Source organism: Nocardia sp. NPDC051321 (assembly GCF_044455225.1).
Lineage (GTDB): Bacteria > Actinomycetota > Actinomycetes > Mycobacteriales > Mycobacteriaceae > Nocardia.
Genome location: NZ_JBITEM010000002.1, coordinates 255,491 through 280,980 on the forward strand (window position 1 = coordinate 255,491; position 25,490 = coordinate 280,980).

General features: G+C 65.4%; 21 protein-coding genes. 11 read left to right on the forward strand and 10 right to left on the reverse strand.

The features are described 5' to 3' along the window. Positions 1-39 precede the first annotated feature (39 nt). Positions 40-279, forward strand: coding sequence for a hypothetical protein (locus tag ACIA8C_RS05260; RefSeq protein ID WP_397131080.1), 240 nt, complete (start codon positions 40-42; stop codon positions 277-279). Positions 280-384: 105 nt separating this feature from the next. Here the strand turns inward: ACIA8C_RS05260 and ACIA8C_RS05265 are convergent, their stop codons facing one another. Both ACIA8C_RS05265 and ACIA8C_RS05270 read right to left on the reverse strand, forming a co-directional pair. Beyond that, entirely contained in the window at positions 385-792 is a 408-nt protein-coding gene (locus ACIA8C_RS05265; protein WP_397131082.1) for a nitroreductase/quinone reductase family protein, read from the reverse strand. Between the two features lie 104 nt (positions 793-896). Beyond that, complete coding sequence (locus ACIA8C_RS05270) at positions 897-1,352, reverse strand: MarR family winged helix-turn-helix transcriptional regulator (protein WP_397131085.1); 456 nt, start codon at positions 1,350-1,352, stop codon at positions 897-899. Positions 1,353-1,451: 99 nt separating this feature from the next. Here ACIA8C_RS05270 and ACIA8C_RS05275 point away from each other — a divergent pair, with 99 nt between their 5' ends. Then, positions 1,452-2,702: an alpha/beta hydrolase gene (locus ACIA8C_RS05275; protein ID WP_397131087.1), complete on the forward strand. Its 1,251-nt coding sequence runs from the start codon at positions 1,452-1,454 to the stop codon at positions 2,700-2,702. Positions 2,703-2,800: 98 nt separating this feature from the next. Here the strand turns inward: ACIA8C_RS05275 and ACIA8C_RS05280 are convergent, their stop codons facing one another. Beyond that, complete coding sequence (locus ACIA8C_RS05280; RefSeq protein ID WP_397131089.1) at positions 2,801-3,961, reverse strand: GGDEF domain-containing protein; 1,161 nt, start codon at positions 3,959-3,961, stop codon at positions 2,801-2,803. Between the two features lie 278 nt (positions 3,962-4,239). Between ACIA8C_RS05280 and ACIA8C_RS05285 the strand changes: the two genes are divergently transcribed. Beyond that, entirely contained in the window at positions 4,240-6,588 is a 2,349-nt protein-coding gene (locus ACIA8C_RS05285) for a transketolase-like TK C-terminal-containing protein (protein ID WP_397131091.1), read from the forward strand. Between the two features lie 56 nt (positions 6,589-6,644). Here the strand turns inward: ACIA8C_RS05285 and ACIA8C_RS05290 are convergent, their stop codons facing one another. Continuing rightward, a complete protein-coding gene (locus ACIA8C_RS05290) occupies positions 6,645-7,991 on the reverse strand; it encodes a permease prefix domain 1-containing protein (RefSeq protein WP_397131094.1) in 1,347 nt (448 codons plus the stop codon). After that, positions 7,991-8,353 carry a PadR family transcriptional regulator gene (locus tag ACIA8C_RS05295; protein ID WP_397131096.1) on the reverse strand — a complete coding sequence of 121 codons (363 nt, stop codon included), beginning with the start codon at positions 8,351-8,353 and terminating at the stop codon, positions 7,991-7,993. Before ACIA8C_RS05295 ends, ACIA8C_RS05290 begins: the two co-directional genes overlap by 1 nt. A 202-nt stretch (positions 8,354-8,555) precedes the next feature. Here ACIA8C_RS05295 and ACIA8C_RS05300 point away from each other — a divergent pair, with 202 nt between their 5' ends. Further along, on the forward strand, positions 8,556-9,251 hold the full coding sequence (locus ACIA8C_RS05300; RefSeq protein ID WP_397131098.1) for a DUF899 domain-containing protein: 696 nt from the start codon (positions 8,556-8,558) through the stop codon (positions 9,249-9,251). A 93-nt stretch (positions 9,252-9,344) separates the two neighbouring features. Then, entirely contained in the window at positions 9,345-10,814 is a 1,470-nt protein-coding gene (locus tag ACIA8C_RS05305; protein ID WP_397131100.1) for an aldehyde dehydrogenase family protein, read from the forward strand. A 15-nt stretch (positions 10,815-10,829) separates the two neighbouring features. Here the strand turns inward: ACIA8C_RS05305 and ACIA8C_RS05310 are convergent, their stop codons facing one another. Both ACIA8C_RS05310 and ACIA8C_RS05315 read right to left on the reverse strand, forming a co-directional pair. After that, a complete protein-coding gene (locus tag ACIA8C_RS05310; protein ID WP_397131102.1) occupies positions 10,830-12,155 on the reverse strand; it encodes a bifunctional folylpolyglutamate synthase/dihydrofolate synthase in 1,326 nt (441 codons plus the stop codon). Between the two features lie 54 nt (positions 12,156-12,209). Continuing rightward, entirely contained in the window at positions 12,210-16,151 is a 3,942-nt protein-coding gene (locus tag ACIA8C_RS05315; RefSeq protein ID WP_397131104.1) for a WD40 repeat domain-containing protein, read from the reverse strand. A 634-nt stretch (positions 16,152-16,785) separates the two neighbouring features. On the opposite strand from ACIA8C_RS05315, the gene ACIA8C_RS05320 reads away from it, so the two are divergent. Together ACIA8C_RS05320 and ACIA8C_RS05325 are read left to right on the forward strand one after the other, a co-directional pair. Continuing rightward, entirely contained in the window at positions 16,786-17,538 is a 753-nt protein-coding gene (locus ACIA8C_RS05320; protein ID WP_397131106.1) for a transporter substrate-binding domain-containing protein, read from the forward strand. 317 nt (positions 17,539-17,855) lie between these two features. Further along, positions 17,856-18,410 carry a dihydrofolate reductase family protein gene (locus tag ACIA8C_RS05325; protein WP_397131108.1) on the forward strand — a complete coding sequence of 185 codons (555 nt, stop codon included), beginning with the start codon at positions 17,856-17,858 and terminating at the stop codon, positions 18,408-18,410. A gap of 30 nt (positions 18,411-18,440) precedes the next feature. Here ACIA8C_RS05325 and ACIA8C_RS05330 read toward each other — a convergent pair whose 3' ends face one another. Further along, the gene (locus ACIA8C_RS05330; RefSeq protein WP_397131110.1) at positions 18,441-19,625 is read right to left on the reverse strand and encodes an alanine--tRNA ligase-related protein; all 1,185 of its coding nucleotides are present in this window, start codon (positions 19,623-19,625) and stop codon (positions 18,441-18,443) included. Between the two features lie 294 nt (positions 19,626-19,919). Here ACIA8C_RS05330 and ACIA8C_RS05335 point away from each other — a divergent pair, with 294 nt between their 5' ends. After that, positions 19,920-20,456: a dihydrofolate reductase family protein gene (locus tag ACIA8C_RS05335; RefSeq protein WP_397131112.1), complete on the forward strand. Its 537-nt coding sequence runs from the start codon at positions 19,920-19,922 to the stop codon at positions 20,454-20,456. A gap of 36 nt (positions 20,457-20,492) precedes the next feature. Here the strand turns inward: ACIA8C_RS05335 and ACIA8C_RS05340 are convergent, their stop codons facing one another. Further along, on the reverse strand, positions 20,493-21,746 hold the full coding sequence (locus ACIA8C_RS05340) for a cytochrome P450 (RefSeq protein WP_397131114.1): 1,254 nt from the start codon (positions 21,744-21,746) through the stop codon (positions 20,493-20,495). Positions 21,747-21,974: 228 nt separating this feature from the next. Between ACIA8C_RS05340 and ACIA8C_RS05345 the strand changes: the two genes are divergently transcribed. Next, a complete protein-coding gene (locus ACIA8C_RS05345; RefSeq protein ID WP_397131814.1) occupies positions 21,975-22,958 on the forward strand; it encodes a helix-turn-helix domain-containing protein in 984 nt (327 codons plus the stop codon). Here the strand turns inward: ACIA8C_RS05345 and ACIA8C_RS05350 are convergent. After that, a complete protein-coding gene (locus ACIA8C_RS05350) occupies positions 22,935-23,777 on the reverse strand; it encodes a hypothetical protein (RefSeq protein WP_397131117.1) in 843 nt (280 codons plus the stop codon). The two genes, ACIA8C_RS05345 and ACIA8C_RS05350, sit on opposite strands and share 24 nt — an antisense overlap. Before the next feature lie 172 nt (positions 23,778-23,949). On the opposite strand from ACIA8C_RS05350, the gene ACIA8C_RS05355 reads away from it, so the two are divergent. After that, complete coding sequence (locus ACIA8C_RS05355; RefSeq protein ID WP_397131119.1) at positions 23,950-24,495, forward strand: SDR family NAD(P)-dependent oxidoreductase; 546 nt, start codon at positions 23,950-23,952, stop codon at positions 24,493-24,495. Positions 24,496-24,683: 188 nt separating this feature from the next. Beyond that, on the forward strand, positions 24,684-25,466 hold the full coding sequence (locus tag ACIA8C_RS05360; protein WP_397131122.1) for an oxidoreductase: 783 nt from the start codon (positions 24,684-24,686) through the stop codon (positions 25,464-25,466). Positions 25,467-25,490 lie beyond the last annotated feature (24 nt).

The following is a 25,490-nucleotide window of genomic DNA, read 5'->3' on the forward strand; positions in this document are numbered from 1 at the left end:
TTGTGCGCGCATCACGTGCATCAACGAAAGGTGTTGTCGATGAAGCAGTTTGGAATTACCGCACTGGTTGCCGGGGCGGTTGTGGTCGGTGCGGTGTTCGCCGCCGCGCCCGCGATGGCGAGGCCGGGCCTTCCGCTGGAAGCGTCGACTGTCGGCACCGATGCGCAGCAGGTGGGGGACATCTCGCCGTCCGGGTCGGCGAATTCGCTGGCGTCCGGTTCGGCGTGGCTGCCGTGCTTGCTCGGCCAGAAGTCGGCGTTCTGCAATTACGTCGGCTGATTCGGATCGACCGGCCGGTGCCGTGGTTCGGCACCGGCCGCGGCGCGAACGACCGGCACGCGGCGATACAAGACGTTTCTCGGAAGCCCGCGGCCAGGCCACGAATCAACTGATTCGGGTGAGCCGCAGCACCGGGATCCGTCGCCGTGTCTTGGCCTCGAACTCGGCGAAGCCCGGTTGGACGGTTATGGCCTTCGCGAGCAGCCGGGTACGCTCTTCACCCTCGGTGGGCGTCGCTTCGGCCCGGTAGCTGTCGGCACCGACCTCGACGGTGAGTTCCGGGTTGGCGACGAGGTTGTGATACCAGGCCGGATTCCGGTCGGAACCGGCGGCGGAGGCGACGACGAAAATGTCGCCACCGTCGGTGAAGTACACGACAGGGCTGATGCGCGTCAGGCCGGTCCGGGCGCCGACGGTGGTCAGCAATGCCAGATCGAACGCGGCGAATCGGCCGCCGACCCGGCCGCTGTTGGCACGGAACTCGGCGATGACTTCAGGGTTGTACTCGAACATTCCGTTCCGATCGTCGATTCGAATGTTGTTGGGACAACGAGGATCGCATACTCGGCAGTACCGGACGTTTGCGTCCACCGAAGCCTGCCGGACACGCGGCGTTGTCACAGCCGGTCGTAGATTCCGACGAGTCTGTTCAAGACCTCGGTCGCTGAGGCCAGCGCGGCGTTGTCTTGGTCGGCCAGTTCCTCGTTCAGGTTGTCGGACAGGGCGTTCATGCGTTCGCGGCAGCGGGCCCGGCCTGCGTCGGTGAGCGTGACCAGGGCCGAGCGTTTGTCTCCCGATGACCGTTCGCGAGTTACATAGCCGGCTGCGACCAGGCCGTTGACTAGTTGCGTCGTTGCGGCATTGGTGGTTTCGGCTGCGGCGGCCAGTTGACCGATCGTGAGCGCGCCTTGGTCGGCGAGGACGCGCAGGGCGCGAGCGTGGGTAAGGGACAGGGCCTCCGGCGATCGGGTGGCGCGCCCGCGTAGCCGGGAATCGGCGGCGCTGAGGCGGTAGGCGGCGCGGGCGAGTTGGTCGAGTGCCGCTGCGCGTGCCGCGCTTGGCTGCTCCGGCAAGGGTGAGTCTCCCGTCACTGGTTCCGGTGGGTTGACAACCAGCATAACCTAAGTACTTAATGATTAAGTACTTATTCAATACTGGAGAGGACTTCCGCCATGACCACACGTTCGATCGGCCAGAGCTGGGCGCTCGACATCGCCCTCGCGCAGGGCGGCTTCGACGCCTTGCACCCGGAAGCCAAAGGCACCATGGAACAGCTCGGCCACGACCACAGCGATTTCGACAAGGTTTTCGCCCTGGTCAAGAGCGGGGTGATGATGCCGAAAGCCTGGGCGAGCGTCGCCGCGCAGGCACAGGAGCGCGCCGCGCACCACGAGCGCAACGGGTTCACGCGCACCGCGGCCGATCTCTACACGCGGGCCGCGGTGATGTGGGGACGGGCCCAATACTCGATCTTCGACGCCTCCGATCCCAGAAAGCTCGCTCTCCGAGCGCGCGCTGATCACTGTGTCGAGCGCTTGGGGCAGTTGCGTGGCGGCCTGATCCGGCGGGTGGCACTCGACTTCGAGGGCAAACAAATCTTCGCACTACTGCACCTGCCCGCCGGTCCGGTGCACGACGCACCGGCGGTGATCCTCGGGCCCGGCATGGACATGATCAAGGAGGACTACATCCAGGCGGCCGAGCGGTACTACACCTCGCGCGGTGTCGTCGCGCTCTCCATCGAGGGCCCCGGGCAGGGCGAAACCCGCGCTAACGGCCTGACCGTCGATCTCACCAATTACGAACGCGCCGTGGGTCGTTACCTCGACTACCTCACCGAACTCCCCGAAGTGGACCCCGGGCGCATCGGCATGTTCGGGATCAGCATGAGCGGCTATTGGGGATCGCGGGCCGCCGCGACAGATCGCCGACTGGCCGCGCTCGCGGCGTTCGAGGCGCCAACCGGTGATTTCCGCACCATCTTCGAGCGTGCCCAGCCGAGCTTCAAGAACAACTTCATGTACATGGCCGGCTACGACGACGAGACGGCGTTCGACCGCGAACTGATGGCCAACATGCCGTTGGGTGAGCTGGTCGGCGACATCACCTGCCCGGTACTGTACGGAATCGGCGAGTTCGACGAGCTGACCCCACTCGAACAAGCTCTCGCCAATTACGAACTCGTGAAGGCGCCCAAAGAGATTCGCGTCTACGAAGGCGAGTTCCATCCGCTCGGCGGCGTCGCGGCGGAGGTATTCCGTTTCGGCGCCGAATGGCTGGAGCGGGCACTGGCCGGGGAGTTCTCGCAGCCGAAACGCGATGTGCGCCACTATGTTCACCGAGACGGGCGTACCACCGACGGCACCGCCGATCCCCAATGGTGGCTGGGCACAGTACCATCCGAGATCGCGCGACTCCGGTGATCGCGGCTCTGCTTCCGGAGCCGATGAATGGCAATGGTCGCGGCTGTCAGCCGAATTCACCGTTCACGCCGCCCGCAATGCCAGCAGGTTGGTGAGTCCTAGGTTCGGCCGATCGTCCTGAGACAGAAGTGATGTCGCATGTCGTGGTCGGTGTCGGCATCGTGCTCCGGCTCCGCGATCACCACGATATTGCCGCCCTCGCGTTTTGCTTCATACATCGCGGTGTCGCAGCTGTGCATGATGCGTCGCATGACCGCCGGATCGCGTAGATCGGTGGTGGGGCACAGGGCCGCGCCTACGCTGGCGGTGACGACGACCGGCAGGTCCGGCATGGTTTCGATGGCGCCGCGTAGCCGCTCGGCGATGGCGGCGACCGGCTCGTCGCGCACGCGACCAAGGACCACGAATTCCTCACCACCGGTGCGGGCGACGACCGCGTCCGGATCGGCGGTCGAACGCAACCGTTCGGCCGCCCGCGCCAGGACCTGGTCGCCGAACGAGTGGCCGAAGGTGTCGTTCACGTCTTTGAACCGATCGAGATCCAGGTTGGCCACGTAGGCGTATTCCGCCGGGTTCGGGTGGAATACGTAGGACAGGTGGTAATCGAGTCCGCGCCGGTTCAGCAGCATGGTCAACGGGTCGAGTAGGGCGTGCTGGCGCCACAGCCAGTGACAGAACTGAACGGTGGGCAGTCCGACCAGGTTGAGCGCCACCAGGATCAACATGATGGCGACAGCGAGCCGGACGTCGCCGGCCGCGACGCCGGTGTGCACCGGGTCGTCGGCCACCAGCAGCACGACGAGCAGCAAGCCCGACGCCAGCGACCAGCAGATGTGCAGGCCGAGAATCAGCGGTCCCTGGAAGATCACGAACATGCCGACGACCACCATCAGCGTCGATACGAGGGCACCGTAGACGCGGTGCTCGGCGGCAAGCGCACCGAAGGTGATGGCGAGATCGGCTCCGGCGCACCACATCAGCGATTCCGCCCGACTCGGCCAGGGCAGCACCCACCAGCGCACCGCCCACAGCGCGGTGAGCCCGACGATCAGCCAGCAGCCGATCTCGAAGAACGCATTGCGCGGCCCGATGTTCGAGATCAGGGAAACCGCGGTGACCAGGCACATCACCGCACCGCCCGCGCCGATCATCGCCTTGACATAGCGCACCGCCGCGTGGATTTCGAGCACGTCGACCAACCAGTCGTAACCGGCCCGATCGCGCCACCAACTCCGCATCAGCGCCCGGTTGTCGGCCATCAGAACCACCGCCTTGTTCCGGCAGACATATCGTCGGCCGTCTTGTGATCTACGCCCCTACATCTAGGTAGCGGAATGGTAACTGTTTTGCAGTTCATTTCCAATCGGAATTATTTATTCGTCACAAAGCTGGGCCCGAGGACGGTGGTTGGGGGAGTCATGCCGCGGTCGTGCAATGTACGGCGACGCCGGGTTCGCGAACCAGGTGCGCTCGAAGCCGAACTAGGCTCGGACGCATCCGACCACCCGGCGTCGACTCGCCGGAGAGGAGCAAGGCGATGACCGACGTCACCGAACCGAAATACCAGCGCGGCGGCGACGCTGCGGTCGATCTCGGCGCCCTGTCGGAGATCGAGCGCCGCACGCGCTGGCTGGCGGTGGCGATGATTCATCACGCCAACCGGGTGCGGCCGAACCCGAGCGGCTTGAAGGTGGGCGGTCACCAGGCGTCGTGTGCGTCGATGACCACGATCATGACCTCGTTGTGGTTTACCACCTTGCGATCCGGCGACCGGGTCTCGGTCAAACCGCACGCCTCGCCGGTGTTACATGCCATCAATTATCTGCTCGGCGAGTTGGACGAGTCCTACCTGACCACCTTGCGTCAGTTCGGTGGCCTGCAGTCATATCCCAGCCGATCGAAGGACCCTGATCCGGTCGACTACTCCACCGGATCGGTCGGGATCGGCGCGACCGCCCCGATCTGGGGCGCGATCGCCCGCCGCTATCTCAACGACGCACTGGGTGCCGATACCGGCACCGGACGGCAGTACTCCCTGGTCGGCGACGCGGAGCTGGACGAGGGCGCGGTGTGGGAGGCCATTGTCGATCCCGGCAACGTCGATCTCGGTGAGATCGTGTGGATCGTCGATCTGAACCGCCAGTCCCTGGACCGGGTGGTGCCCAATATGGCCGCGGGCCGACTGGAGGCGATGTTCGCCGCCGCCGGTTGGCAGGTGCTCACCGTCAAGTTCGGGCGCCTGCTGGAATCGCTGTTCACCCGGCCCGGCGGTCCGGCGTTGCGCACCAGGGTCCTCGACATGCCCAACCCCGAGTACCAGCGACTGCTGCGCTGCGATGCCGACGAGTTGCGGCGCCGACTGCCCGGCAGCGGCGCCGATCATGCGCAACTGGCGGAATTGATTGCCGGACTGGATGATTCGACGCTGCTGGCGGCGATCCGCAACCTCGGCGGGCACGACATGCAGGCCCTGATCGACGCCTATGCGCAGATCGACGACACCCGCCCGACGGTGATCATCGCCTACACCATCAAAGGCTATGGACTGCCGACGCAGGGGCACCCCCAGAACCATTCGTCGTTGCTTTCGGTGGCCGAGTACGAGTCCCTCGCCGCGGAACTGGGCCGGGATCCGAAGCGGCCTTGGGAACGGTTCGGTGACGACAGTCCGGCCGCCAAGCTGTGCGCGGACACCGCGGCGAGGCTGCGTCGCGATCCCGTCAACCCGGCCGAACCGCCTACTGTGTCAGGGGATTTCGGCCGCACGCCGAAAGGTACCGCCACCACCCAGGCGGCGTTGGGGCGAACGCTGCTCGATCTGACCCGCGCGGCACCGGAACTGGCGCGGCGCGTGATCACCGTCAGCCCCGACGTCAGCTCCACCACCAATCTGGCGGGCTGGATCAACAAGGTCGGCGTGTGGTCGACCGCCGAGCGGCACGACTGGTTCGCCGACGACGCCGAAACCCTGGTGCGGTGGCGCGAGCAACCCACCGGCCAGCACATGGAACTCGGTATCGCCGAGACGAATCTGGTCGGGCTCATCAGCGAACTCGGTGCGACCTGGAGCCGCTGGGGGCAACCCCTGTTCCCGATCGGAGTGCTCTACGACCCGTTCGTCGAACGCGCGCTCGAGCCGTGGACCTACGGCATCTACGCGGGCGGTCAGTCCATTCTGATCGGGACCCCGTCCGGCGTCACCCTTGCTGCCGAAGGTGGTGCCCACCAATCGATTACGACGCCGTCGATCGGCATCGAGACCCCGGGGCTGATCTGCTACGAGCCTGCGTTCGCCATCGACGTGGAATGGACGCTGCTGGCCAGTCTCGCGCGGTTGGGCCGGCCGGACGGGAGCTCGGCGTATCTGCGGCTGTCGACCAGACCGGTCGAGCAGCACCTCGCCGAGGTGCCCACCGATCCCGCCGCCCGCGAACGGCGCCGCAAACAGGTTGTCGCAGGCGGATATCCGCTGCGCCGGCGTGACGGCGCGGTCGTCACCATCGTTGCGATGGGTGCCGTCATGACCGAGGCGGCGGCGGCCGCCGAGCGTCTCGATTCGGCCGGAGTCGTGGCCGACGTCGTCTGCGTCACCAGCCCCGGACTGCTTTTCGAGGCGATGCAGGCCAGGCAGGGCCGCGGCCACGGCGACAGCTGGATCCTGGATCAGCTGTTCCCGGCAAGCCGGGCCACGCCGATGGTCACCGTCCTGGACGGGCACCCACACACGCTGTCCTTCCTGTCCGGAATCAACCGCGTACATCACATCGACCTGGGCGTGACGCGCTACGGACAGGTCGGCTCCCTCGACGAGGTATACCGCTACCACGGCCTCGACACCGACAGTATCGTGTCCGCCGCCCTCGACGTCCTCGGCGCCGCAGGCTGACCTCATGTCGGTTGCTCAGCAGGCAGGTGCGCCAATGGGATTCGTCGGGCTCGTAGTTAAGCGAAGTCGAAAATTGGTGGTAGGACGATGATTACGGCTGCGGCCCAGGTGCCGTAGACCGGCAGGTACTGGGTCTGCCAGCGTTCGACGTCGGCGAATCCGCGTCGGCCGCGGACGAATCCGAAGCCGAGCCGGACCGACCATGCCAGGTTCACCAGCAGTACCAGGTTCATGCCGAGCGCCACTGTCTTGTTCGGGGTGAAGCCGAATTCCGCGATGCGCGACAGCATTGCGGCCAGCATCACCACGTCGACGGCGAGGGCGCTCACGACCAGGATCAGCTGTAGCCAGTCGAAGGTGTCGGGACAGACGTGCGGATCGCGCGCGGAGATCGCGTACAACAGCAATCCGAGCACCACCACGAGGATCAGGTCCATCAGGATCAGCAGATTGCGGTCGATGTCGATGACGCTGCGGTTGGCCGCGAACGCCACCAGCAGCGCGAGCAACATCACGACGGTGAGCGGGGTGAAGACGCGGGTGAGCACCGGGGCGATGTTCTCCACCACGTTCTGTTTGGCCTCGACCAGCCAGGCCGCGACGATCACCGCACCCGCGACGCCGAACGGCATCACCCAATCTTGGATGACCCATTCGATGTTCACGTCGAGCGTGCTGAACGCGTTGACCGTCAGGGCCATCAGTACGCCGCCGCCGAAGGCGAGCAGGGTGAGGTAGACAATCCATTCACCGGTGAATCGGATGAAATCCATTCGGCGCCGGTCGGATCGCCAGTCCCCGCCGACGTAGCCGAGGCCGACGACGAACCACAGCGCGATCGGCGCGTGGATCGCGGTGATGATCTCGGTCGATCCATCCGGGTCGAAGGGAAAAACGTTCAGCACGATGGCGGCCAGTGCGAACGGCACAAGCAACGCGGCGGCGAGGCGCGGCGTCACCTGACGCTTCCACGCGAAATACCCAGCGAGGAACGGTAATACGAACAGGCTCACATTGCGCGCTGCCGCGGCACCATCGAGTACCGCGAGGCCGACCTTCAATGTCAGCGCCGCGATGACGGCCAAGGCGAGCACGACGAGCAATTCGCGTTTGGGCCGGACGTGCCCGTCTTCGGGTTCGGCGGGCAGCAGTACCAGCTGTTTCCACAGCCGATCGGAATGTTCGCGCGCGAACTCGCGGGAGATCGAGTCCACGCTGCCCATTCGTTTGACCGCGACCAGGAACGCCTCGTCGGATGCCAGTCCGGCGCCGGTCAGATCCGAAACCTGTTCGCGCAGATGATCTTCCATCTCCTCGACGTCGGCGGCCGATATCGCGTGCTGCCGCTGGACATATCCGCGCCACTGCCCGATCTGCGATTCCAGCTCGGCATCGGTACTCATCACGCCCATCCCTTCGCCGCGGTCGGCGGCTGCTCGACGCTGCGCCAGACCTGCCCGAGCGCCTCGGCCACGACGGCCCATTGGGTGCGGCGTTCCGCGAGCGCGACCAGGCCCGAATCGGTGATCGCATAATGTTTGCGCCGCCGCCCACTGTCGGCGGCCTGCCAGCTCGACGTCACATGGCCCAGCCGTTCCAGCCGGTGCAGCAGCGGATAGAGCATCCCGTCGGTCCATTGCATACGTCCGCCGGACAGCTCGTTGACCCGCTTGAGGATGGCGTACCCGTAGGACTCGCCGTCGGCGAGTATCCCGAGTACCAGCGGCGTCGCCGACGCCGCCACCAAGTCTTTGTCGATATGCATCGGACTCCTATACCTAGAGCTGCTAGGTATCGACGCTAGCAGAGACCGCTTCTGCTAGCCACGATTTCAGCACCTGCTGTGGTGTGTCCACGGTGCGCCACCGCGGGTCGTCGGCAGACCGTCCGACCGATTCGGCTCGAGTGCGATGAATTTCGGGGCAGTGTCGGGTCACTACTTCATAGCACCGAGCCTGGAGGAAACCGTGACCGAGAAGACCACCACCCCCTTGCCCCCCGTCGTCGATCAGCAGACCTGGCAGGCCGCGCTCGACGAACTCCGGATACGGGAGAAGGCCGCCACTCGTGAACTCGACGCCATCGCCGCCCAACGCCGCAGACTGCCGATGGTCGAGCTCCCGGACTACACGCTGATCGGCCCGGACGGCCCAGTCCGGTTGGTCGATGTGTTCGACGGGCGTTCCCAACTCATCGTCTACAACCACATGTGGTCCGACGGTGCGGAGTGGCAGTGCGGCGGCTGCACGGGACTCACGTCGCAGTACGTTCGCCTGGGTCACTTGGACAATTACGATGCTCGCTTCGTGATCGTCACCAACGGGCCCATCGACGAAGCATTGGCGTACAAGGCCAAGGTCGGCAACACAATGGACTGGTATTCGTCGTCGGAAAGCTCGTTCGGCGCCGACGTCGACGCGCCACCCGGCGCGGGCTTCGCGGTGAACGTCTTTCTCCGCGACGGCGACAAGGTCTACCGCACCTGGCACACCAACGGCCGTGGTACCGAACAGCTCAGCTACACCTTCGCCTTGATCGACATCCTCCCGTGGGGCCGCCAAGAGGAATGGCAGGATTCACCCGACGGTTGGCCGAAGTCGCCCACTTACTCCAACTGGCTCGACTCTCCCGACGTGGCCCGGCTCTACGGACCGACCGGATAACCGCCTGCCGAACACCCAGGCCCGCCGAGTGCGCTGTCGACGCTGTGAGACCATTCGCACGAATCAATTTTCCTGAGCTAAGGATCTCACTCCATGCCGACAGAATTTGATTTCCTCGACCCGGCGACCTGGACAGGCCAGCTATTCAGCGACGGTTGGCATGCGGCGCAGGTGACCGTCCCGGTGATCGAACCAGCCACCGGGTCCGAGATCGGCCGCACGGGCGTGGCCCTGGTCGATAACGTCGCCGGGGCGGCGCGATCCGCGGCTGCGAACCAACGGGCATGGGCTGCTCGTCCATTCACCGAACGGGCTGCCGTGCTGCGTCGGGCCGGCGATCTGTTTCATGAGCACGCCGCCGACCTGCAGCACTGGCTGATCCGCGAGGCGGGATCGGTGCCTGCGAAGGCAGCGGTGGAAGTCGAAGCGGCGGCGCAGGAATGTTTCGAGTCGGCCGCTTTGGCCTCGACGCCGCCGGGAGTGTTGTTACCCACCGAGTACGACCGGCTCTCGATGAGCAGGCGCGTGCCGGTGGGGGTTGTCGGCGTGATCGCGCCGTTCAACTTCCCGCTCACCCTTGCCATCCGCTCGGTCGCCCCCGCTCTTGCCCTCGGCAATGCCGTGTTGCTGAAACCGGATCCGCGCACCGCGGTCTCCGGCGGTGTGGTGCTCGCGCGGATCTTCGAGGCGGCCGGGCTGCCCGAAGGGGTGCTGCACGTGCTGCCGGGTGGCGCCGAGATCGGTGCGGCGTTGATCGTCGATCCGTTCGTGCCGGTTATCTCGTTCACGGGTTCGACAGCGGTCGGTCGCAGGGTCGGCGAGCTGGCCGCCCGTCACCTCAAGCGGGCGCATCTAGAACTCGGTGGCAATTCGGCGTTGATCGTGCTGGACGACGCCGATCTCGATGCGGCTGTTGGTCTCGGTGCGTGGGGAGCATTCCTGCACTCGGGTCAGATATGTATGGCGACCGGCCGTCATCTGGTGCACGAAAGCCTGGTCGACGACTATGTCGAGCGCCTCGCCGCCAAGGCCGATGCTCTCCCGGTCGGCGATCCGGCCACCGAACAGGTCGCACTCGGGCCGGTCATCGACGCCGGACAACGCGACAAGATCCACCAGTTCGTGACGTCAGCGGTCGATGCGGGCGCCGAGTTGGTGGCCGGCGGGAAGTACCGCGAACTGTTCTATCGCCCCACCGTGCTCGCCGGAGTATCGGAGACGATGCCGGTCTACGCGCGCGAGGTGTTCGGCCCGGTCGCCCCCGTGCTGTCGTTCCGCGACGAGGACGAGGCAGTGCGGCTCGCGACAGCCAATGAATACGGACTCAGTCTCGGCATCGTCACTGCGGACGCGGCACACGGGCTCGCGCTCGCCGACCGGATCCCCACCGGGATAGTGCACATCAACGATCAGACCGTCGGCGGTGAAGCGGTCGCGCCGTTCGGCGGATTCGGCGCGTCGGGCACCGGTAGCCGGTTCGGCGGCATTGCCGCGAATCTCGAGGCGTTCACCGAAACCCGTTGGATCACAATGCAGCGCACGCCAGCGACCTACCCGTTCTGAGCAGCGGTCGTGCGGTCAGACCAACAGGGTTCTGGCCTCGCCCGCCGTGACGATCGACCCCGTGATGAGCACGCCGCCACCGGTGACCGGGCAAAGCTGTTGCGCGGCCGTGATCGCGCTGGCCAGTGTCGCTTCGGTGTGCACCCGCTGCTTACCGAAGACCTGCGTGGCGATGACGGCGAGGTCGGTGGCAGGCAGTGCCCGGGCGCTGGCGTTCACGCTGACGACGATGCTGTCCAACACCGGCTCCAGCGCGCGCAGAATGCCTGCGACGTCCTTGTCTCCCATGATGGAAACGACGCCGACGAAGGCGATGCCGGGAAACGCGTCGGCCAGTGCTCGCGCGGTAGTGCGCGCTCCCGCCGGGTTGTGCGCGGCGTCCAGCACGGTCAACGGCGTCGAGCCGACCACCTCCAGCCGGCCGGGTGAGGTCGCCGACGCTATCCCCGCGCGAACGAGATCGAGGTCGAGGTCTGTTTCCGGCCGGAGAAAAGCCTCGGCGGTGGCCAAGGCGACCGCGGCATTCTGCGCCTGGTGCGGGCCGTGCAACGGCAGTTCTAGTTCGCCGAACGTGCGGCCGGACGGCAGCCGCACGTCGAGAACCTGCCCGAAGTCGGTGGGGGTGCGGGCAACAACGGCGAAGTCTTCGTCCTCCCACCATGCGGTCGCGTCGACTTCGGCTACCCGAGCTGACAGCACGGGCCGCACCTCATCGAGTTGGCGGGCGATCACGACGGTGCTGTCTGGTTTGATGATTCCGGCCTTCTCCGTGGCGATCTCGGCGGGGGTGGAGCCCAGGAACTTCTGGTGATCCAGATCGATCGGAGTGATCACCGAGACCACCGAATCGACGACGTTCGTCGCATCCCACGCACCGCCGAGCCCGACCTCGATGACTCCCACGTCGATCCGCGCTTCCGCGAGAGCGGCGAACACCACGCCGATAAACGCCTCGAAATAGGACATGGTCAGCGGCTGCGTGCGATCGACCTGCTCGATGAAGGGCTGCACCCGGCGGTAGGTCTGCACAAAACGTTCGGCCGAGAGCGGCTGACCGTCGATGGTTACCCGCTCGGTCAGTGATTGGAGGTGCGGGCTAGTGAAACCACCTGTTTTCAATCCATGGGCCCGGAGCACCGCCTCGGTGATCCGGCTGGTGGACGTCTTCCCGTTCGTTCCCGTCAGATGCACGACCGGGTAGGCCCGGTGCGTGCCGCCCATCAGATCGGTGAGGGCGCTGACTCGGTCGAGACTCGGTTGCGGAGAGGATTCCGGCACTCGGGACAACAATTCTTGCTCGATGTCCAGAAGCTCTCGATACCAATCTGTCTCGGTCGCCATATCGAACGACGATAGCGGTTGGCCCAGCCGGGGTCAGCGGCCGTGAAGTGAGGGTTAGCACACATCCGACCGGAATGGCACCGCAGGCAGGTAGTGCTCCCACCATTGCCGAGTCAACGTAGCCCGCGCCGCCGCGCACATGCCCGCCACCGCTGTATTCGGGTCCAGGTCCCAGGAATAGGCGCTCCCGTTCTGGCCCACTGCCACCAGGCTGCGGCCGTCGGGCGCGAACTGCAGGTTCCACCGGGTAGGCCGGACTGGCACGATCGAACGCCCGATGGCACTGACCTCGGCCGCATTTGCGGTGTCCCACAGCTGGATTCCGGCGTTGTTGCTGGCCGCCGCCAGCATCCGGCCGTCCGGGCTGAATGCCACTGAGGATATTTCCGAGGGTGCTCCTGTCGGCGCCAGCGTGGACTGCCGTAGCGGATGAGCCGGATCCGCGAGATCGAAGAGTTGAATCGAACCGTCCTGGCTGCCCGCGGCCAGCAGGTGGCCATGGGGGCCGAACGCGAGGGCGCTTACCGCGGGGTAGCCGACCACCAACGGTTCCCCGAGCTGCTTGGGATGGGCCAGGTCGCTGACGTCCCACAACCAGATTCTGCCGTCGGCCGTTCCGACAGCCAGCGTGCGGTCGTCCGCATCGAAAGTCGCGGTGGTGATCCAGCTGCTGCCCTCGGCCGCGACCTTGCCGAGGGGTACCGGTCGGCTCAGATCGGTGAGATCCCAGATGGTCATCGACTGATCGGTGTCCCCGGCGACAAGGTGCTGGCCGTTGTTGTCGAAGGCGAGCCCGGTGAAGTACTTGCTCTGGGTGGGCAGGATGGCGCCGGGCGTGCGTGCGCGATCGGCCAGATTCCAGAGGGTGATATTGCCGCTACCGGAGGCGGCCTCGGCCAGCACCGATCCGCGGGGGTTCATGGCCATGGTCAGGATGGGGATGTTTCCGGGGATGGGGTACTGATCACGCCGCCATTGTGTCGACCCATTCGGGCTGTCCCATTTCAGGACACCCGCTTCGCGAGATTTCAGGGCGAGATGCAATCCATTGGGGCTGATCGCGGCACTCGCGACCCCGGCCTGCTGGTCCGCGATATGCGCCTTCGGCAGCGACCAGATGCGCACCATGCCGTCTTGGTTTCCGGAAGCCAGGATGCCCCGAACCGGATCGAAGGACACACTGTTGACTCCGCTGTTGTCGGCCAGCGGCTCTGCTGCCGGAATCGGTGCCGCTGGGTTGGCTACCTCCCAGATGCTGATCGTTCCGTCCCAGCTGCCCACCGCAAGCTGGGTGCCATCCGGGCCGAACGCCACCGACCAGACCGGGCCCGTCTGGTCGGTCAGAGCCGGACCAACCTGCACGGGTGTGGCGGGAACTGTTACGTCCCAGAGCTTTACGGTGTGATCGTCGCTTCCGGCGGCTAGCAGACGGCTGTCCGGGCTGAACGCCACCGAATGGCTGATGTCGGTGAATCCGGTCAGCGGCGGGCCGAGCGAGGTAGGAGTCAGCGGGTCGGTCACGTCCCAGAGGCTGATCGTGGTGTCATTGCCGCCCGCGGCCAAGAGATGCCCGTCAGGGCTGAACGCAAGAGTGCGCACCGCGTTCTTGGCGCCGCTGATCACCCGGGCCAACGTCGGATGCTCGCTGATACTCCACAACCGGATGGTCGCATCCCGACAGGCCAGGGCCAATATCGGCAGGCGAGGATGGAAGGCAACGGTGAAGATCGAACTGCAGCCCGCGTCGATCGGTGCGCCCACCGGCCGCGGATGCGCCGGATCGGACACGTTCCACAGGTAGATGACGCCACTCTCGGTACCGGCCGCGAGGAATTGACCATCGTTCGAGAAGGAGACCGAACTGACCCACCCCCGCTGGGTGGGCAACGGCGCACCGAGCGGACGGTAATCGGCGGGATCAGCGGTGTCCCAGAGTCGTACGGTGCTGTCATTGCTGGCCGAGGCCAAGACTCGACCGTTCGGGCTGTGCGCGACCATATACACGGCACCGGTATGCCCCGGCAGTGACGTGGCCATCGGGTAGTTCTGCGCGGCCAGCAAGCGCGAATAGACCTGCGGGTCCTTGGGGCGCAATTGGTGGGCGACCAGGATCAGCTTCGCAGCCAGATTGGGATCGTTGGCCCTGGCATCGTCGGCTTGGGCCAACAGCGAGGTGAATATCGCGTTGTCTCGTTGCTCCGCCGAAACCCTGGCCTGCCGAACGGCATACGTTGCCGAGGTGGTCGCGACGACCAGCAGGATCGTCAGCGCCGCGATGGCAGCCACTTTGAGTCTGGTGACCCACTGCCGGTTACGTTGCGAAGCGGACAGGAACTCACTCGCCAGTCCCGCCAGGTGCTGGCGGGAGCGCGCCGCTTCGCTCCACTCGACGGCTTGGCCCAGGCGATGACCGGTGTAGAGCAGCTGCTTGTCCCGTCCGGCCGAATCCCATTCCTTCGCTGCCTCTTCCAGGCGTTGCCGCACGATGTTGCCGCTGCGATCGACATCGATGAGTTTCCGTAGCCGGTCCCAGGAGGTGATCACCGCTTCGTGCGTGAACTCGACCAGCTCCGCGTCGATCGTCACCAGCCGGGCATCGGTGAACACCTCCAACGCCGTACGGGTAGCCCGAGGGTCGCTGGAATGACCGATGAGCTCATCGATGGGAACGCGACGACGCGTATCCGCGGCATCGTCGCCCACATGGACCAGCCGTAACAGCAGATCTTCTGCGACAACCTTGCTCGCGTCGTCGAGCCGTGCCCACGCCTGCTCGCCGGTGACGGTGACCGCGCCCGAGATGCCGCCCGCGTTCCGATAACCCTTGACGGTCAGCCGCACTCCGTTTTCCCGTTGCCGCCAGGTGGCGGCAAGGACATGCGACAGCAGCGGCATCGAGGCGGGTGTGGCCAGCGATTGCTTGGTCCCGCTGACCGCGCCGAAATCGTGCAGGATCATGTCGACCAGCGCGGGTTCCACCCGTAATCCGGCCGACCGTGCGGGCGACAAGATGACGTCACGGAGTTCGCCGAGGTTCATCGGCCGCAGCACCATGGCCCGCCGCTGCACCGAATTCGCGAGTTCTGGATATCCGAGGCAGTACGAATAGAAGTCGGCGCGCACACCCACCACGACGGCACAGCGGGCGGTCGAGTCGCCTGGCATCGGAGTCGATGCCACCGCCAGTGCCGTGATGAAGGCAGCGCGTTCATCCTCGTCCGTGCACAGCGTGAAGATTTCCTCGAGCTGGTCGACCACGACCAGTACCCGGTCCGTCGCCGCTAAGGCCTGCTGGATCTGGTCGCCGAGGACCGTGCGCGGATCTCTGCCCGGCACAAGCAGAATGGTCGACCATGTTTCCCCGGGCTCGAGTCGCAGCAGACCTTGTTGGGCCGCCGGTACCAGACCTGCGCGCAGTAGTGAGGACTTGCCTGCGCCGGAGGCCGCGATCAAACTGACGATCGCACCGTCGGACGACTCCGATAGGGCGGCTCTGGTCACCGCGACCAGCTCGGAAATATGCTTACCCCGACCGAAGAACCGGTCGCTGTCCGCTATCTCGTAGGGGGCGAGGCCCAAATAGGGACACGTGGACTGCGGCAGCACAGCGGTGTCAGCCGGTCTGTCGTTGCCGCCATCGGCGGACGTAGCGGAGCGCGCGTGCTCCCATCGCTGCGACCACCACCGCATTTCGTACATCCCGGGCCGAGGCGCGGGAACGGACCTCATGCGAGCGTTCTTGACGAGAACCTCGAGCACCAGCTGGAAAGCATCGAACCGAGCCGGAACCCGGCGCCCGTTGCGCCACTCGCTGATTCTGGGCGCCGTCACTTTGATCGGAACCGCCCCTTGATATCTGCGCCGTTGGATATCCGATACCTCAGCGGCCAGCCGGGCGAGGGGCGGCTCACCGGCGGCTGTGTACAGCAGTGCGAAGGACTCGGCCAGGACCTCACGCGGGTTCATGCCTGAGGTCTCAGTTGCTTCCGTATCCACGGGCGTACCGTACCCGCCCGTTCGTTTCCGAAAAATGAAAACATGGCTTCACCAGGAGATTCAACCTTGCCGACCGATCTGCCTTCGGGTACCGGCGCGGCTGGGGTCGTGCGACTCCCGCTTCGCTTTCGAAACATCCGAAACCGGTTGTGACCAGCTGTTCTCGCGTGGAAGTTGCCGCACTGCTTGCCCGGTCGCCGACCGTCGATGACGCTGGTGTTCGGCATGCGCTCGCCAGGGGGATCCGCACTGCCACGAACGTACGAACCAGATGTGTGTGCAACTCGCGTCGCCCGGAGGGGAGCCGACGCGGGTGAGACTCGCACCGGAGAACGGAACAGGTAGGTGCGATAGCAGTTCTGTTGACAGGTGTGCGGAATTCGAGTCGGTTCCCTGCCGGATCCTTGGGGTGGAAGCGCCGTCGGCCGGGGATCTCGGCCGGATCGGCGAGCTCAGTGTCGCGTCATTCTGAATGATCGCGGCCGCCGACAGCGTAGGTGCCAACAAGGCCCAATTCCGCATACAGGCACCTCGGTGCACCGTGATGGGGATACTGTCGAGCAGATCGCGCTCAGGTCGGTTTGCGCGGGGCGTGGACGTATTTGCTCTCCGCCCACCGAAGGGAGGGATTCTCGTGCGCCGCAAACTGTTTGCCGCCGTCATGCTCACCGTCGTCGCTGCTAGCGGGCTAAGTGCCTGCGGCAGTGGCGATCCGAACGTGTTGAAGATCGGCACCGAGGGAGTTTACGCGCCCTTCAGCTACCAGGGCTCCGACGGCAAGCTCACCGGATATGACATCGAGGTAGTCCAGGCGGTCGCCGAAAAGCTCGGCAAGAAGGTCGAATTCGTGCAGATTCCGTGGGACGCGATCTTCGCCGGACTCGAGTCGAAACGTTTCGACCTCATCGCCAACCAGGTGACGGTCAATGACGAGCGCAAGGTCAAGTACGCGCTGTCGCAGCCGTACACGTTCTCCGAGGGGGTGATCGTCACCCGAACGGACACCAACGGCATCACCTCGCTCGCCGACCTCAACGGCAAGACCTGCGCAGAGTCCGCGACAACTACCTGGGCCAAGGTCGCGACGAACGCGGGCGCGAAAATCGAAGCGGTAGAAGGCTTTGTGCAGGCTATCCAGCTGCTGAAGATCGGCCGCGTCGACGCCGTCGTCAACGACAACCTCGCCGTCGCCGAATACACCAAGAAGACCGGCGATACCAGCGTGCGGATCGCGGGCAAAACCGGCGCCGCCAGCCTGCAATCGCTCGCGGCTCGCAAGGGTGACGCGCTGATGACCGATGTCGACAAGGCGTTGGACACCCTGCGCGCCGACGGCACGCTGGCGAAGATTTCCGAGAAGTACTTCGGTACCGACGTCAGTAAATAGGAGTCTGTCGCCCGTGGTGACCGCTCAGGCTGGAACTATGGGCGCTTGCGTCGAGCGCCTCGAGCACGGCGTCACCGTTCGCCCTCGCCCATGCATGCTGAAGCTCCGCGGCGGTGAGGTCGCGCAGAACTAGCCGAACTGCCTTACGCCGCAACAGAAAGCCGACGGCTACATCCTGACGTGTGTGGGCCATCCGCTGTCGAAGACCACTCTCGACATCACCAACCCCTGAATTCCGGCTTGCCCGCACCGGTGAATTTCGGATGGATACCCCGTCGATACCACTAGAGATACCGACAGCACTGGAAGGCACTGGGATGCGTAAGTTGATTTTGGGGTTTTACGTTTCGCTCGACGGCAAAAGCGCGGACGCGGACAACGGAATCCGGGACGTGATGATGAGCATCGATGACCCCGAGCAGGAGAAGTACTTTGTCGACCAGTTGTGGGACGCGGGCGCGTTCCTCATGGGCCGCAACACCTACGAGATCATGGCCGGATACTGGCCGAACTCCGACCACCCGTCCGCCAAGGCCATGAACGAGATCCCCAAGGTCGTGTTCTCCCGGACCCTGACATCCGCCGACGAATGGCCAGAGACCCGGATCGCCAGCGGTGACACGGCCGAGGAGATCGCCAAGCTCAAGGCTGAGCCCGGCAAAGACCTCGTCGCCGCGGGCGGCACCGAATTCATGCACTCGCTGATCAAGCTCGGCGTGGTGGACGAGTACCGGCTGTGGGTGCTGCCCGCGGCCACGGGCAAGGGCGCGGCGCTGTTTCCCGAGCTGGATCAGCCGGTGAACCTGCGCTTGGTGAAAAGCACCGCCTTCGCGTCCGGAGTCCTCGAACTGGTGTACACGACAGCCGACTGATCGGCGACGGCCTGCCCGATCTCTGGCGTGTCAGCTGACACCGGCTTCGGTGTTCAGGTACACCACGAGATCGGGGGGCAGGCCGTGGGTGTCGTGCAGGTAGTGGTAGTCGCTCTCGGTCAATGGTCCGGTGAAGCGGCTGTGGGACAAAACTTTTCGTCCCCGCTGGAGCAGTAGGCCGAATTTGCGTTCCTCGTCGAGCAGGGTGGTGCGCACCTCGTGTGGGTGCACGGGTTGCCGGAAGTGCCCGAGGGTGTGTTCCAGCAGCTCGTTCGGCAGGTCGGACAGGGTGCGGGTCGGGTCGTCGCGCCACAGCGTGGTCAGGGTGCGGCGGATCAGGCGGCGGAGTACATGACCGCGGCCGGACGGAGATGGCGTGACCCGGTCGCCGAGAATGACGATGCTGGAACGCAAATGATCCGACAGCAGTCGCAGCGACCGCTCGTCCAACGGGCCCCAGATGCTGAGCAGGGTGCTCAGCCAGGGCTGGAAAACGTCGATCTCGAAGACGGACCGCGTGTTTCGCAGGATTCGCACCAGTCGTTCCACACCGAGGCCGGTGTCGATGCCGGGACGGCGCATCGGTTCGAGGCTGCCGTCGGGATGCCGGACGTATCGCATCATGACGTGATTCCACACCTCCACCCATCGATCATCGGATGTCGGTGTGCCCTGCGGCTTTTCGTCTCCCGTCCAGACGAAGATCTCGGAATCTGGTCCGCAGAGCCCGGTCGAGCCGTTCGACCACCAGTTCTCGTCAGTGGTCGGTTCGACCGGTAAGCCGAGCTCTTCCCAGGTGCGCCAGGATTCGTGGTCAGGTCCGACATGTTCGTCGCCGCCGAACACCGTGACGTGCATCCGGCCGGGGTCGATGCCGAAGCCGTCGCGCAGCAGTTCCAATCCCCAACGCAGGCTCTGCGGACCGCCGTAATCGCCGAGTGACCATGACCCGAGCATCTCGAACACGGTGAGGTGGGTGTCGTCACCGACCTCGTCGAGATCGGTGGTGCGAAGGCATCGCTGCAGGCTGGTGATCCGCTGCCCCAGCGGGTGCGGCCGACCCAGCAGATAGGGGGTCAACGGATGCATTCCGGAGGTGGTGAACAGCACCGGATCTCCCGCCGGGGGAATGAGCGATCCACCCGGCGTGCGTTGATGCCCGCGTTCGCGGAAGAAGTCGAGGAAAGTCTGAACGGTTTGGTCTGTCGTGATCACGGGTGCTCCATCGAGGTGAAATCGACCGGAAGCGACCGCATGGCGAGACCGACGCACACCAGCGGACCGTTTCCGGTCGCCGGCATGGGAAAAGAGGTCAGGCGGCAGCGACCGGCGAGCTGAAAGCTCGTGCGGCCGCAGCAGCGATTCGTGAATAGACCTTCATGCCTGCAAGCTAGCAACCGGGCCGTCCAGAGCGCGACCGATTATCGGGCGACCCACCGGATTCCCCCTGCCTCGATCTGCGCGATCGTCGGAAACTGTTTGCCACGCAGGAGGGGGATAGCGAGTGCGATGTTTGCTTGGTGTGGCCCCACCGCGCACTGGCCGAACCGGACCGAGCCGGGCGGAAGCTACGGACTCGACGACTACTTCACCCGCGATTTTCGCAACAATATCGGCGCTGAAATCATGGGGCGCAACAAGTTCGGCCCACAGCGCGGGCCGTGGGAGAACTATGACTGGCAGGGGTGGTGGGGTGACGAACCGCCGTTCCGTACCCCCGTTTTCGTCCTGACCCACCACCCGCGGTCCTCGATCACCCTGGGCGAAACCACTTTTCATTTCCTCGACGCATCGCCGAAAGAAGCGCTGGCACGGGCATTCGAGGCCGCCGACGGCAAGGATGTGCGCATCGGCGGTGGGGTCAGCGCCGTCCGCGATTTCCTCGCCGCGGACCTGATCGATCAGCTGCACATCGCCGTCGCGCCGGTCGAACTCGGGGGCGGGGAAAGATTGTGGACCAGCCCGGACGAGCTCACGGACCGCTTCAAGCTGGAGTGGGTCCCCAGCCCGAGCGGGGTGACGCACCATCTGTTCCGGCGCCGCTGACCGGAACGAAACCCGTTGTTCCCCAGCGTGATCGGTTCAGGCGGTGCAGTAGACCGGTAGCCGGGAATGCCCGTTGGAGATGAAGCTGCGCACCGGCCGCAACTCGGTCGGATCGGCGGCCAGGCGCAGCTCCGGGAAGCGCGCGAACAGGGCGGGCAGCGCGACCAGCGCTTCGAGCCGGGCCAGCGGCGCGCCCAGGCAGTGGTGGACACCATGCCCGAACGCGAGGTGCTGGTCTTTGGTGCCGCGGTGCACGTCGAAATCGTCGGCAGTAGGCCCGTGGACCTTGGGGTCGCGGCCGGTCGCGGCGTAGGAAGCGAGGATCGCGTCGCCTTGCGGAATGCGCAAGCCGTCGATGTCGAGATCCTCGACCGCGAACCGTAGCGGCAGGTGCGCGAGCGGCGCCTGATAGCGCAGCGTCTCCTCCACCACGCCGGCCCAGTCCAACGTTCCGTCGAGCACGCCGGCCCGCTGCGACGGATGGGTCAGCAGCGCGAAAATCGCTTGGTCGAGCAGGTTTACGGTGGTCTCGTGCCCGGCGCTGATGATAAGCATGAGGGTGTCGACGAGTTCCTTCTCGGTCATCCGAGTGCCGTCTTCGTCGTAGTTGGCGGTCAGCAGGCTGGTGATGTCGTCGCCGGGCTCGGTTCTGCGGTAGGCGACGAGTTCGCTGACCAGCCCGTGCATTTCGAGGTAGTTGGCAGGCGGATCTTTGCGCGTGTCCGAGGTGTCGAAGAACCGATCCACGCAGGCGTGCAGCGGCCCGGCCAAATGATCTGGGACGCCGATCAATTCGCTGATCACGCGAATAGGCACCGGGTAGGCGAACCGCTGTCGCAGATCGACCACCGCGCCGGGCGGGGTCGCCGACAGCTGGTCGAGCAGGTCTGCGGTGATCGCTTCGATCCGCGGCCGGATCGCCATCGTCCGGCGGTGCGTGAACGCCGGAGCCACCAGCTTTCGCAGTCGCCGGTGCTCGGGTCCGTAGGCGGTGAACATGTTGTCGACGCCGACCCACGAGCGCAACGGCCAATTCGAGGGGATCTCTCCCGTGGTGAATGCCGTCCAGTGCTGCCGTGCGTCCTTGGACACCCGGGAGTCGGTCAGCAGTCGGCGGAGCACGGCGGCGTCGGTTACCGACCAGGCGGGCACGCCGCCGGGCAGTACGATCCGGGTGATCGGCCCGCGTCGGCGGATCCGGGCCGACTCGCCTTGGATGTCGATACCGCTGGTGTCCAGCACAATTGGGTCGTGATCGAGCAGTGGGGCGTCCGAATTCTGTTGGCTCACAAGTATCCTCGTCCGCGTACGGATGCCGCGATCGGCTGATCGGGCTACCTGCGAAGCCTAGGAAGATCGGCACCGTGCACGAGTGCACCGCCGCGCCATCTGGATGGAACCTGCCCGCCATGATCTCCACCGCATCGCCAGCAGCCTCGACCCCAGGTGCGCGGGCTTGAACTGGGGCGAGTGCCAAAATAGGCTCCGAGCAGCGAACACGAAATGGATCGGCAGGTGATGGACAGCGCTGGAACAGAGACCGGCGACTCGCACGGAGGGTTCTCCCTGGACTCCACCGGCGCGGGCGCTGTTTCGCGCGGTTTCGACAACTTCCGGCACGGGTGGCAGACGCAGGTCGGCGATGCCTTCCCGCTGCCGACTTTCAGCCAGGCCACGACCGGTGACTTCCGGGTCCGGAGCCGGGTGGCGAAGGTGCGCGATGTGGCGATCACCGATCTCGGCAGCGCGTCCATGATCCGGACTGCAGGCACCCCGTACGGCTATGCCGATCAGGTACGGATGTACGTGGTGCGGCGCGGCATCTGGTCGTTGGGCGGCGTACCCGGGCGCGCCGAACACACGGTGCCTGCCGGGCAATTCCTGCTGCGGCACGGGCCGCCGTTGCATTTCGGGGCGGCGCCACACACCACGGTGCAGATCCTCACGCTGCCCTCCGCCGCGTTCGAGCCACGGCTGCGGAACCGCAGCGTCGCCGAATCGGCGGACTCGGCCGAGATGCGCCTGCTGCTGGCCCATACCAACATGGTTCACGCGACGGTGACCGACCTAGGCCCGGCGGGTGTGCACGCCGCGCATGGTGCCCTGCTCGAACTGGCGAAGGCAGTGCTGGCGGGCCGGTTCGACGACGCCGAACCTGAACTGCGGCCCGCGCTCGTGTACGCGGCGAAGGTAGCGGCGGATCGCCTTCTCACCGACCCGGAGCTGTCTCCGGCGCTGCTTGCCCGGGAACTCCACGTCTCCGTGCGCACCCTGCAACGGGCTTTCACCATGGCGGGTGAGTCGGTGACCGGCTACATCCGGCACCGCAGACTGGAACAGGCCCGGATCGCCCTCGTCACCCAGCCCCGGCTGCCGAGTGTCGCCGAGCTGGCCGCGCACTGGCAATTCTCCGACAGCAGCCACTTCATCCGCGCCTTCAAAAAACGCTACGGCCAGACACCCGTCGAATACGCCCGCTCAGTGCGGCCGGCCGGGTCCTAACGACTCCGGGGAAAGCGCACCTCGTGCGCCGACCGCGTCCGCGACGCCCAAACATGTACTGCCGCCGAAGATTCCGAGCTCATAGCGCACCGAATCGACATCGAAGGAGCGGACCCGAACACCGATCTCGTAGTCGCCGGGATAGGTGACCTCGCCGATGTAGTCGATTCGATACGACGACGGCGACAGATCGGGCACCAGCCCGTCCTCGTCCATCGCCACGGTCGTGAACGCCGCGACGGCCTCGTCATACCAGGTGGTCAGGGCGAGGTAATTGACATGCTGATTGGCGTCGACGTCGCCGATCCGCGCGCGCAGCGGAGCGAAGAACGGGTAGTGATCCCGTTGCGCTCGCTCGGCGCCAGGACGGGTCGTCGCCGTCTCGCTCGAATCCGGGACAGATAAATCGGTGAGATCCGCGATCAACTCCTCCGGAAGAGCGAGCGGCCCCGCGGCACCGAGATTCAACACCGTGGCCTCGCCGCCACCCACCCGCTCGCCGCCGGCGAACACCACTTGTTCATAAGTGAACGACGAACGCCCGATGCGACGAATCCCGGTGTGCACCTGCACATCAGCGTCGGTGCGGTAGACGGGTGCCACTCTTTCGATACTTTGACTGACGAAAATGATCTGATGCGGGCCGAACTCACCGGCAGCGACGAGTCGCTCGAATCGAGGCATCCTCACCCGTATCCGAGCGTCCTCCAGCCACCGTGCCACCCCCACCGTGCTCGCGGCCCCGTCCCGACCGAGATCGCCCTGCCGCACCCGAATATCGCACTGGACCGGAAATACGGAGCTACTGAGAGGACTCATGAAAACACCATAGGAACGTCACCACGGCCCACACTTGAACAACCGCGCCAACCGAATGGAACGGTTACGCCATACGTACATGGGGTCTGTCGGCTTGTCGCCGCCTGTCAGACGGCGTCGAGTCGGCTGGCGGACAACATTCGAGGGGATGCGGACTCGGTAGGATAATCGAATGGATCTCCGCCTTACGGAGCGTTGCATCATCGTTTCCGGCGCCAGTAGCGGAATCGGCTTGGCCACCTCACGAATCCTCCTCGAGGAGGGTGCCTCGGTCGCGGCTTTCGCCCGCGACGCCGAGCGCCTATACGATTCTCATGCCGATCTCTCCGCAGCAGCACGGTCACGCCTGCTATTGGCATCGGCCGACGCCGGAGACCTGCAATCGGTCAGTAATTTCGTCGACCACGCTGTCGATAGGTTCGGCCGCGTCGACGGGGTCGTGGCCAATGCGGGAATCGGCATCGTCGCATCGGTCCAAGCACCCGCCGAGATTTGGCTGGAACAGTTCTCCACCAAGGTATTGAATGCACACAACTTGATTTCTTCGGCCCGCCCGTATCTGGCTGCCAGTGCCGATTCAGCTATTGTGATCATTCGGCTTATACGACCGGCACGTCTATCGATGTGTCGGGGGGTTTGCATGGCAGAACCTGAGCGGCCGAAACTTGCCATTTCGCGCTTGCGTTGTTTTCGCGGTCCCAGCCGTAGCGTCGGATAGGAGTGGCCGGCGGGCTATAGGCTTCCCCTATACCGTCTACTGCAAATTCGTCTTTGCCTCCCGCTCTTTTTCGGACGTACCGTGAAACAGCTCGACGAAGTGCGCACCGCGATTCTCCGAAGATTCGCGTTCCGCGCACGTCCATTTTCCGTCGGGCCGACTATCACGCAATCGAAAGGACCGGTGGCATGACCACGATCGGAAACGGGTCGGGAACGCGGGAATTCGCGGGGAAGCGGGCCCTGGTCACGGGTGGTTCGCGCGGCATCGGAGCGGCCATCGTGCGCCAACTCCTGGATGCGGGCGCCGAGGTGGTCACGACCGCCAGGTCGGCGACGGGCACGGTGCCGGAGGGGGCCACTTTCGTGCAGGCCGACGTGCGGACCCGGGCCGGTGCGGAGGCGATCGCCGCGGCCGCGCAGGAGGTGCTCGGTGGGGTGGATGTCTTGGTGCACAACGCGGGTGGGGCGCAACCGTACAAGAGTGCGTCGGACATCCCCGACGAGGTGTGGCAGGAGGCTTTGGACTTGAATTTCCTGGCGTCGGTGCGGCTGGACTCGCTGCTGGTACCGGCGATGCGGAAGCAGCGCCAGGGGATGATCGTGCACGTCTCCTCGGCCGCGGTCCCCACCGCGTCGCCGCAGTTCCTGCACTACGTGACGGCGAAGGCAGCGCTCGAATCCTACAGCCGGGGAATGGCTTTGGAGCTGGCCCCGTTCGGCATCCGGGTCAACACCGTGTCTCCCGGCAAAACCGCCACCCCCGGTGGTGAAGAAACGCGGGAGCTGTGGGCGCGGGTGGCTTCGGGCGAGAACGACACCGCGGCGCCGACCGGCATCACCACGCCGCTGGGGCGCGATGGTCAGCCCGAGGATATCGCCAACGCGGTGCTGTTCCTCGCGTCCGACCGGGCGAGCTGGCTGACCGGCAGCAATCTCTTCGTCGACGGCGGCGAATTCCCCAGAGGCTGAAGGTCTTTCCCGAAATCACGAGAG

Excerpts from the sequence above, each read along its gene's own strand:
- ACIA8C_RS05275 (WP_397131087.1), top strand. The coding sequence starts at position 1,452 with ATGACCACACGTTCGATCGGCCAGAGCTGGGCGCTCGACATCGCCCTC.
- ACIA8C_RS05345 (WP_397131814.1), top strand. The coding sequence starts at position 21,975 with ATGGACAGCGCTGGAACAGAGACCGGCGACTCGCACGGAGGGTTCTCC.
- ACIA8C_RS05285 (WP_397131091.1), top strand. The coding sequence starts at position 4,240 with ATGACCGACGTCACCGAACCGAAATACCAGCGCGGCGGCGACGCTGCG.
- ACIA8C_RS05335 (WP_397131112.1), top strand. The coding sequence starts at position 19,920 with ATGTTTGCTTGGTGTGGCCCCACCGCGCACTGGCCGAACCGGACCGAG.
- ACIA8C_RS05260 (WP_397131080.1), top strand. The coding sequence starts at position 40 with ATGAAGCAGTTTGGAATTACCGCACTGGTTGCCGGGGCGGTTGTGGTC.
- ACIA8C_RS05360 (WP_397131122.1), top strand. The coding sequence starts at position 24,684 with ATGACCACGATCGGAAACGGGTCGGGAACGCGGGAATTCGCGGGGAAG.
- ACIA8C_RS05355 (WP_397131119.1), top strand. The coding sequence starts at position 23,950 with ATGGATCTCCGCCTTACGGAGCGTTGCATCATCGTTTCCGGCGCCAGT.
- ACIA8C_RS05290 (WP_397131094.1), bottom strand. The coding sequence starts at position 7,991 with ATGAGTACCGATGCCGAGCTGGAATCGCAGATCGGGCAGTGGCGCGGA.
- ACIA8C_RS05295 (WP_397131096.1), bottom strand. The coding sequence starts at position 8,353 with ATGCATATCGACAAAGACTTGGTGGCGGCGTCGGCGACGCCGCTGGTA.
- ACIA8C_RS05350 (WP_397131117.1), bottom strand. The coding sequence starts at position 23,777 with ATGAGTCCTCTCAGTAGCTCCGTATTTCCGGTCCAGTGCGATATTCGG.
- ACIA8C_RS05280 (WP_397131089.1), bottom strand. The coding sequence starts at position 3,961 with ATGGCCGACAACCGGGCGCTGATGCGGAGTTGGTGGCGCGATCGGGCC.
- ACIA8C_RS05325 (WP_397131108.1), top strand. The coding sequence starts at position 17,856 with ATGCGTAAGTTGATTTTGGGGTTTTACGTTTCGCTCGACGGCAAAAGC.
- ACIA8C_RS05265 (WP_397131082.1), bottom strand. The coding sequence starts at position 792 with ATGTTCGAGTACAACCCTGAAGTCATCGCCGAGTTCCGTGCCAACAGC.
- ACIA8C_RS05305 (WP_397131100.1), top strand. The coding sequence starts at position 9,345 with ATGCCGACAGAATTTGATTTCCTCGACCCGGCGACCTGGACAGGCCAG.
- ACIA8C_RS05310 (WP_397131102.1), bottom strand. The coding sequence starts at position 12,155 with ATGGCGACCGAGACAGATTGGTATCGAGAGCTTCTGGACATCGAGCAA.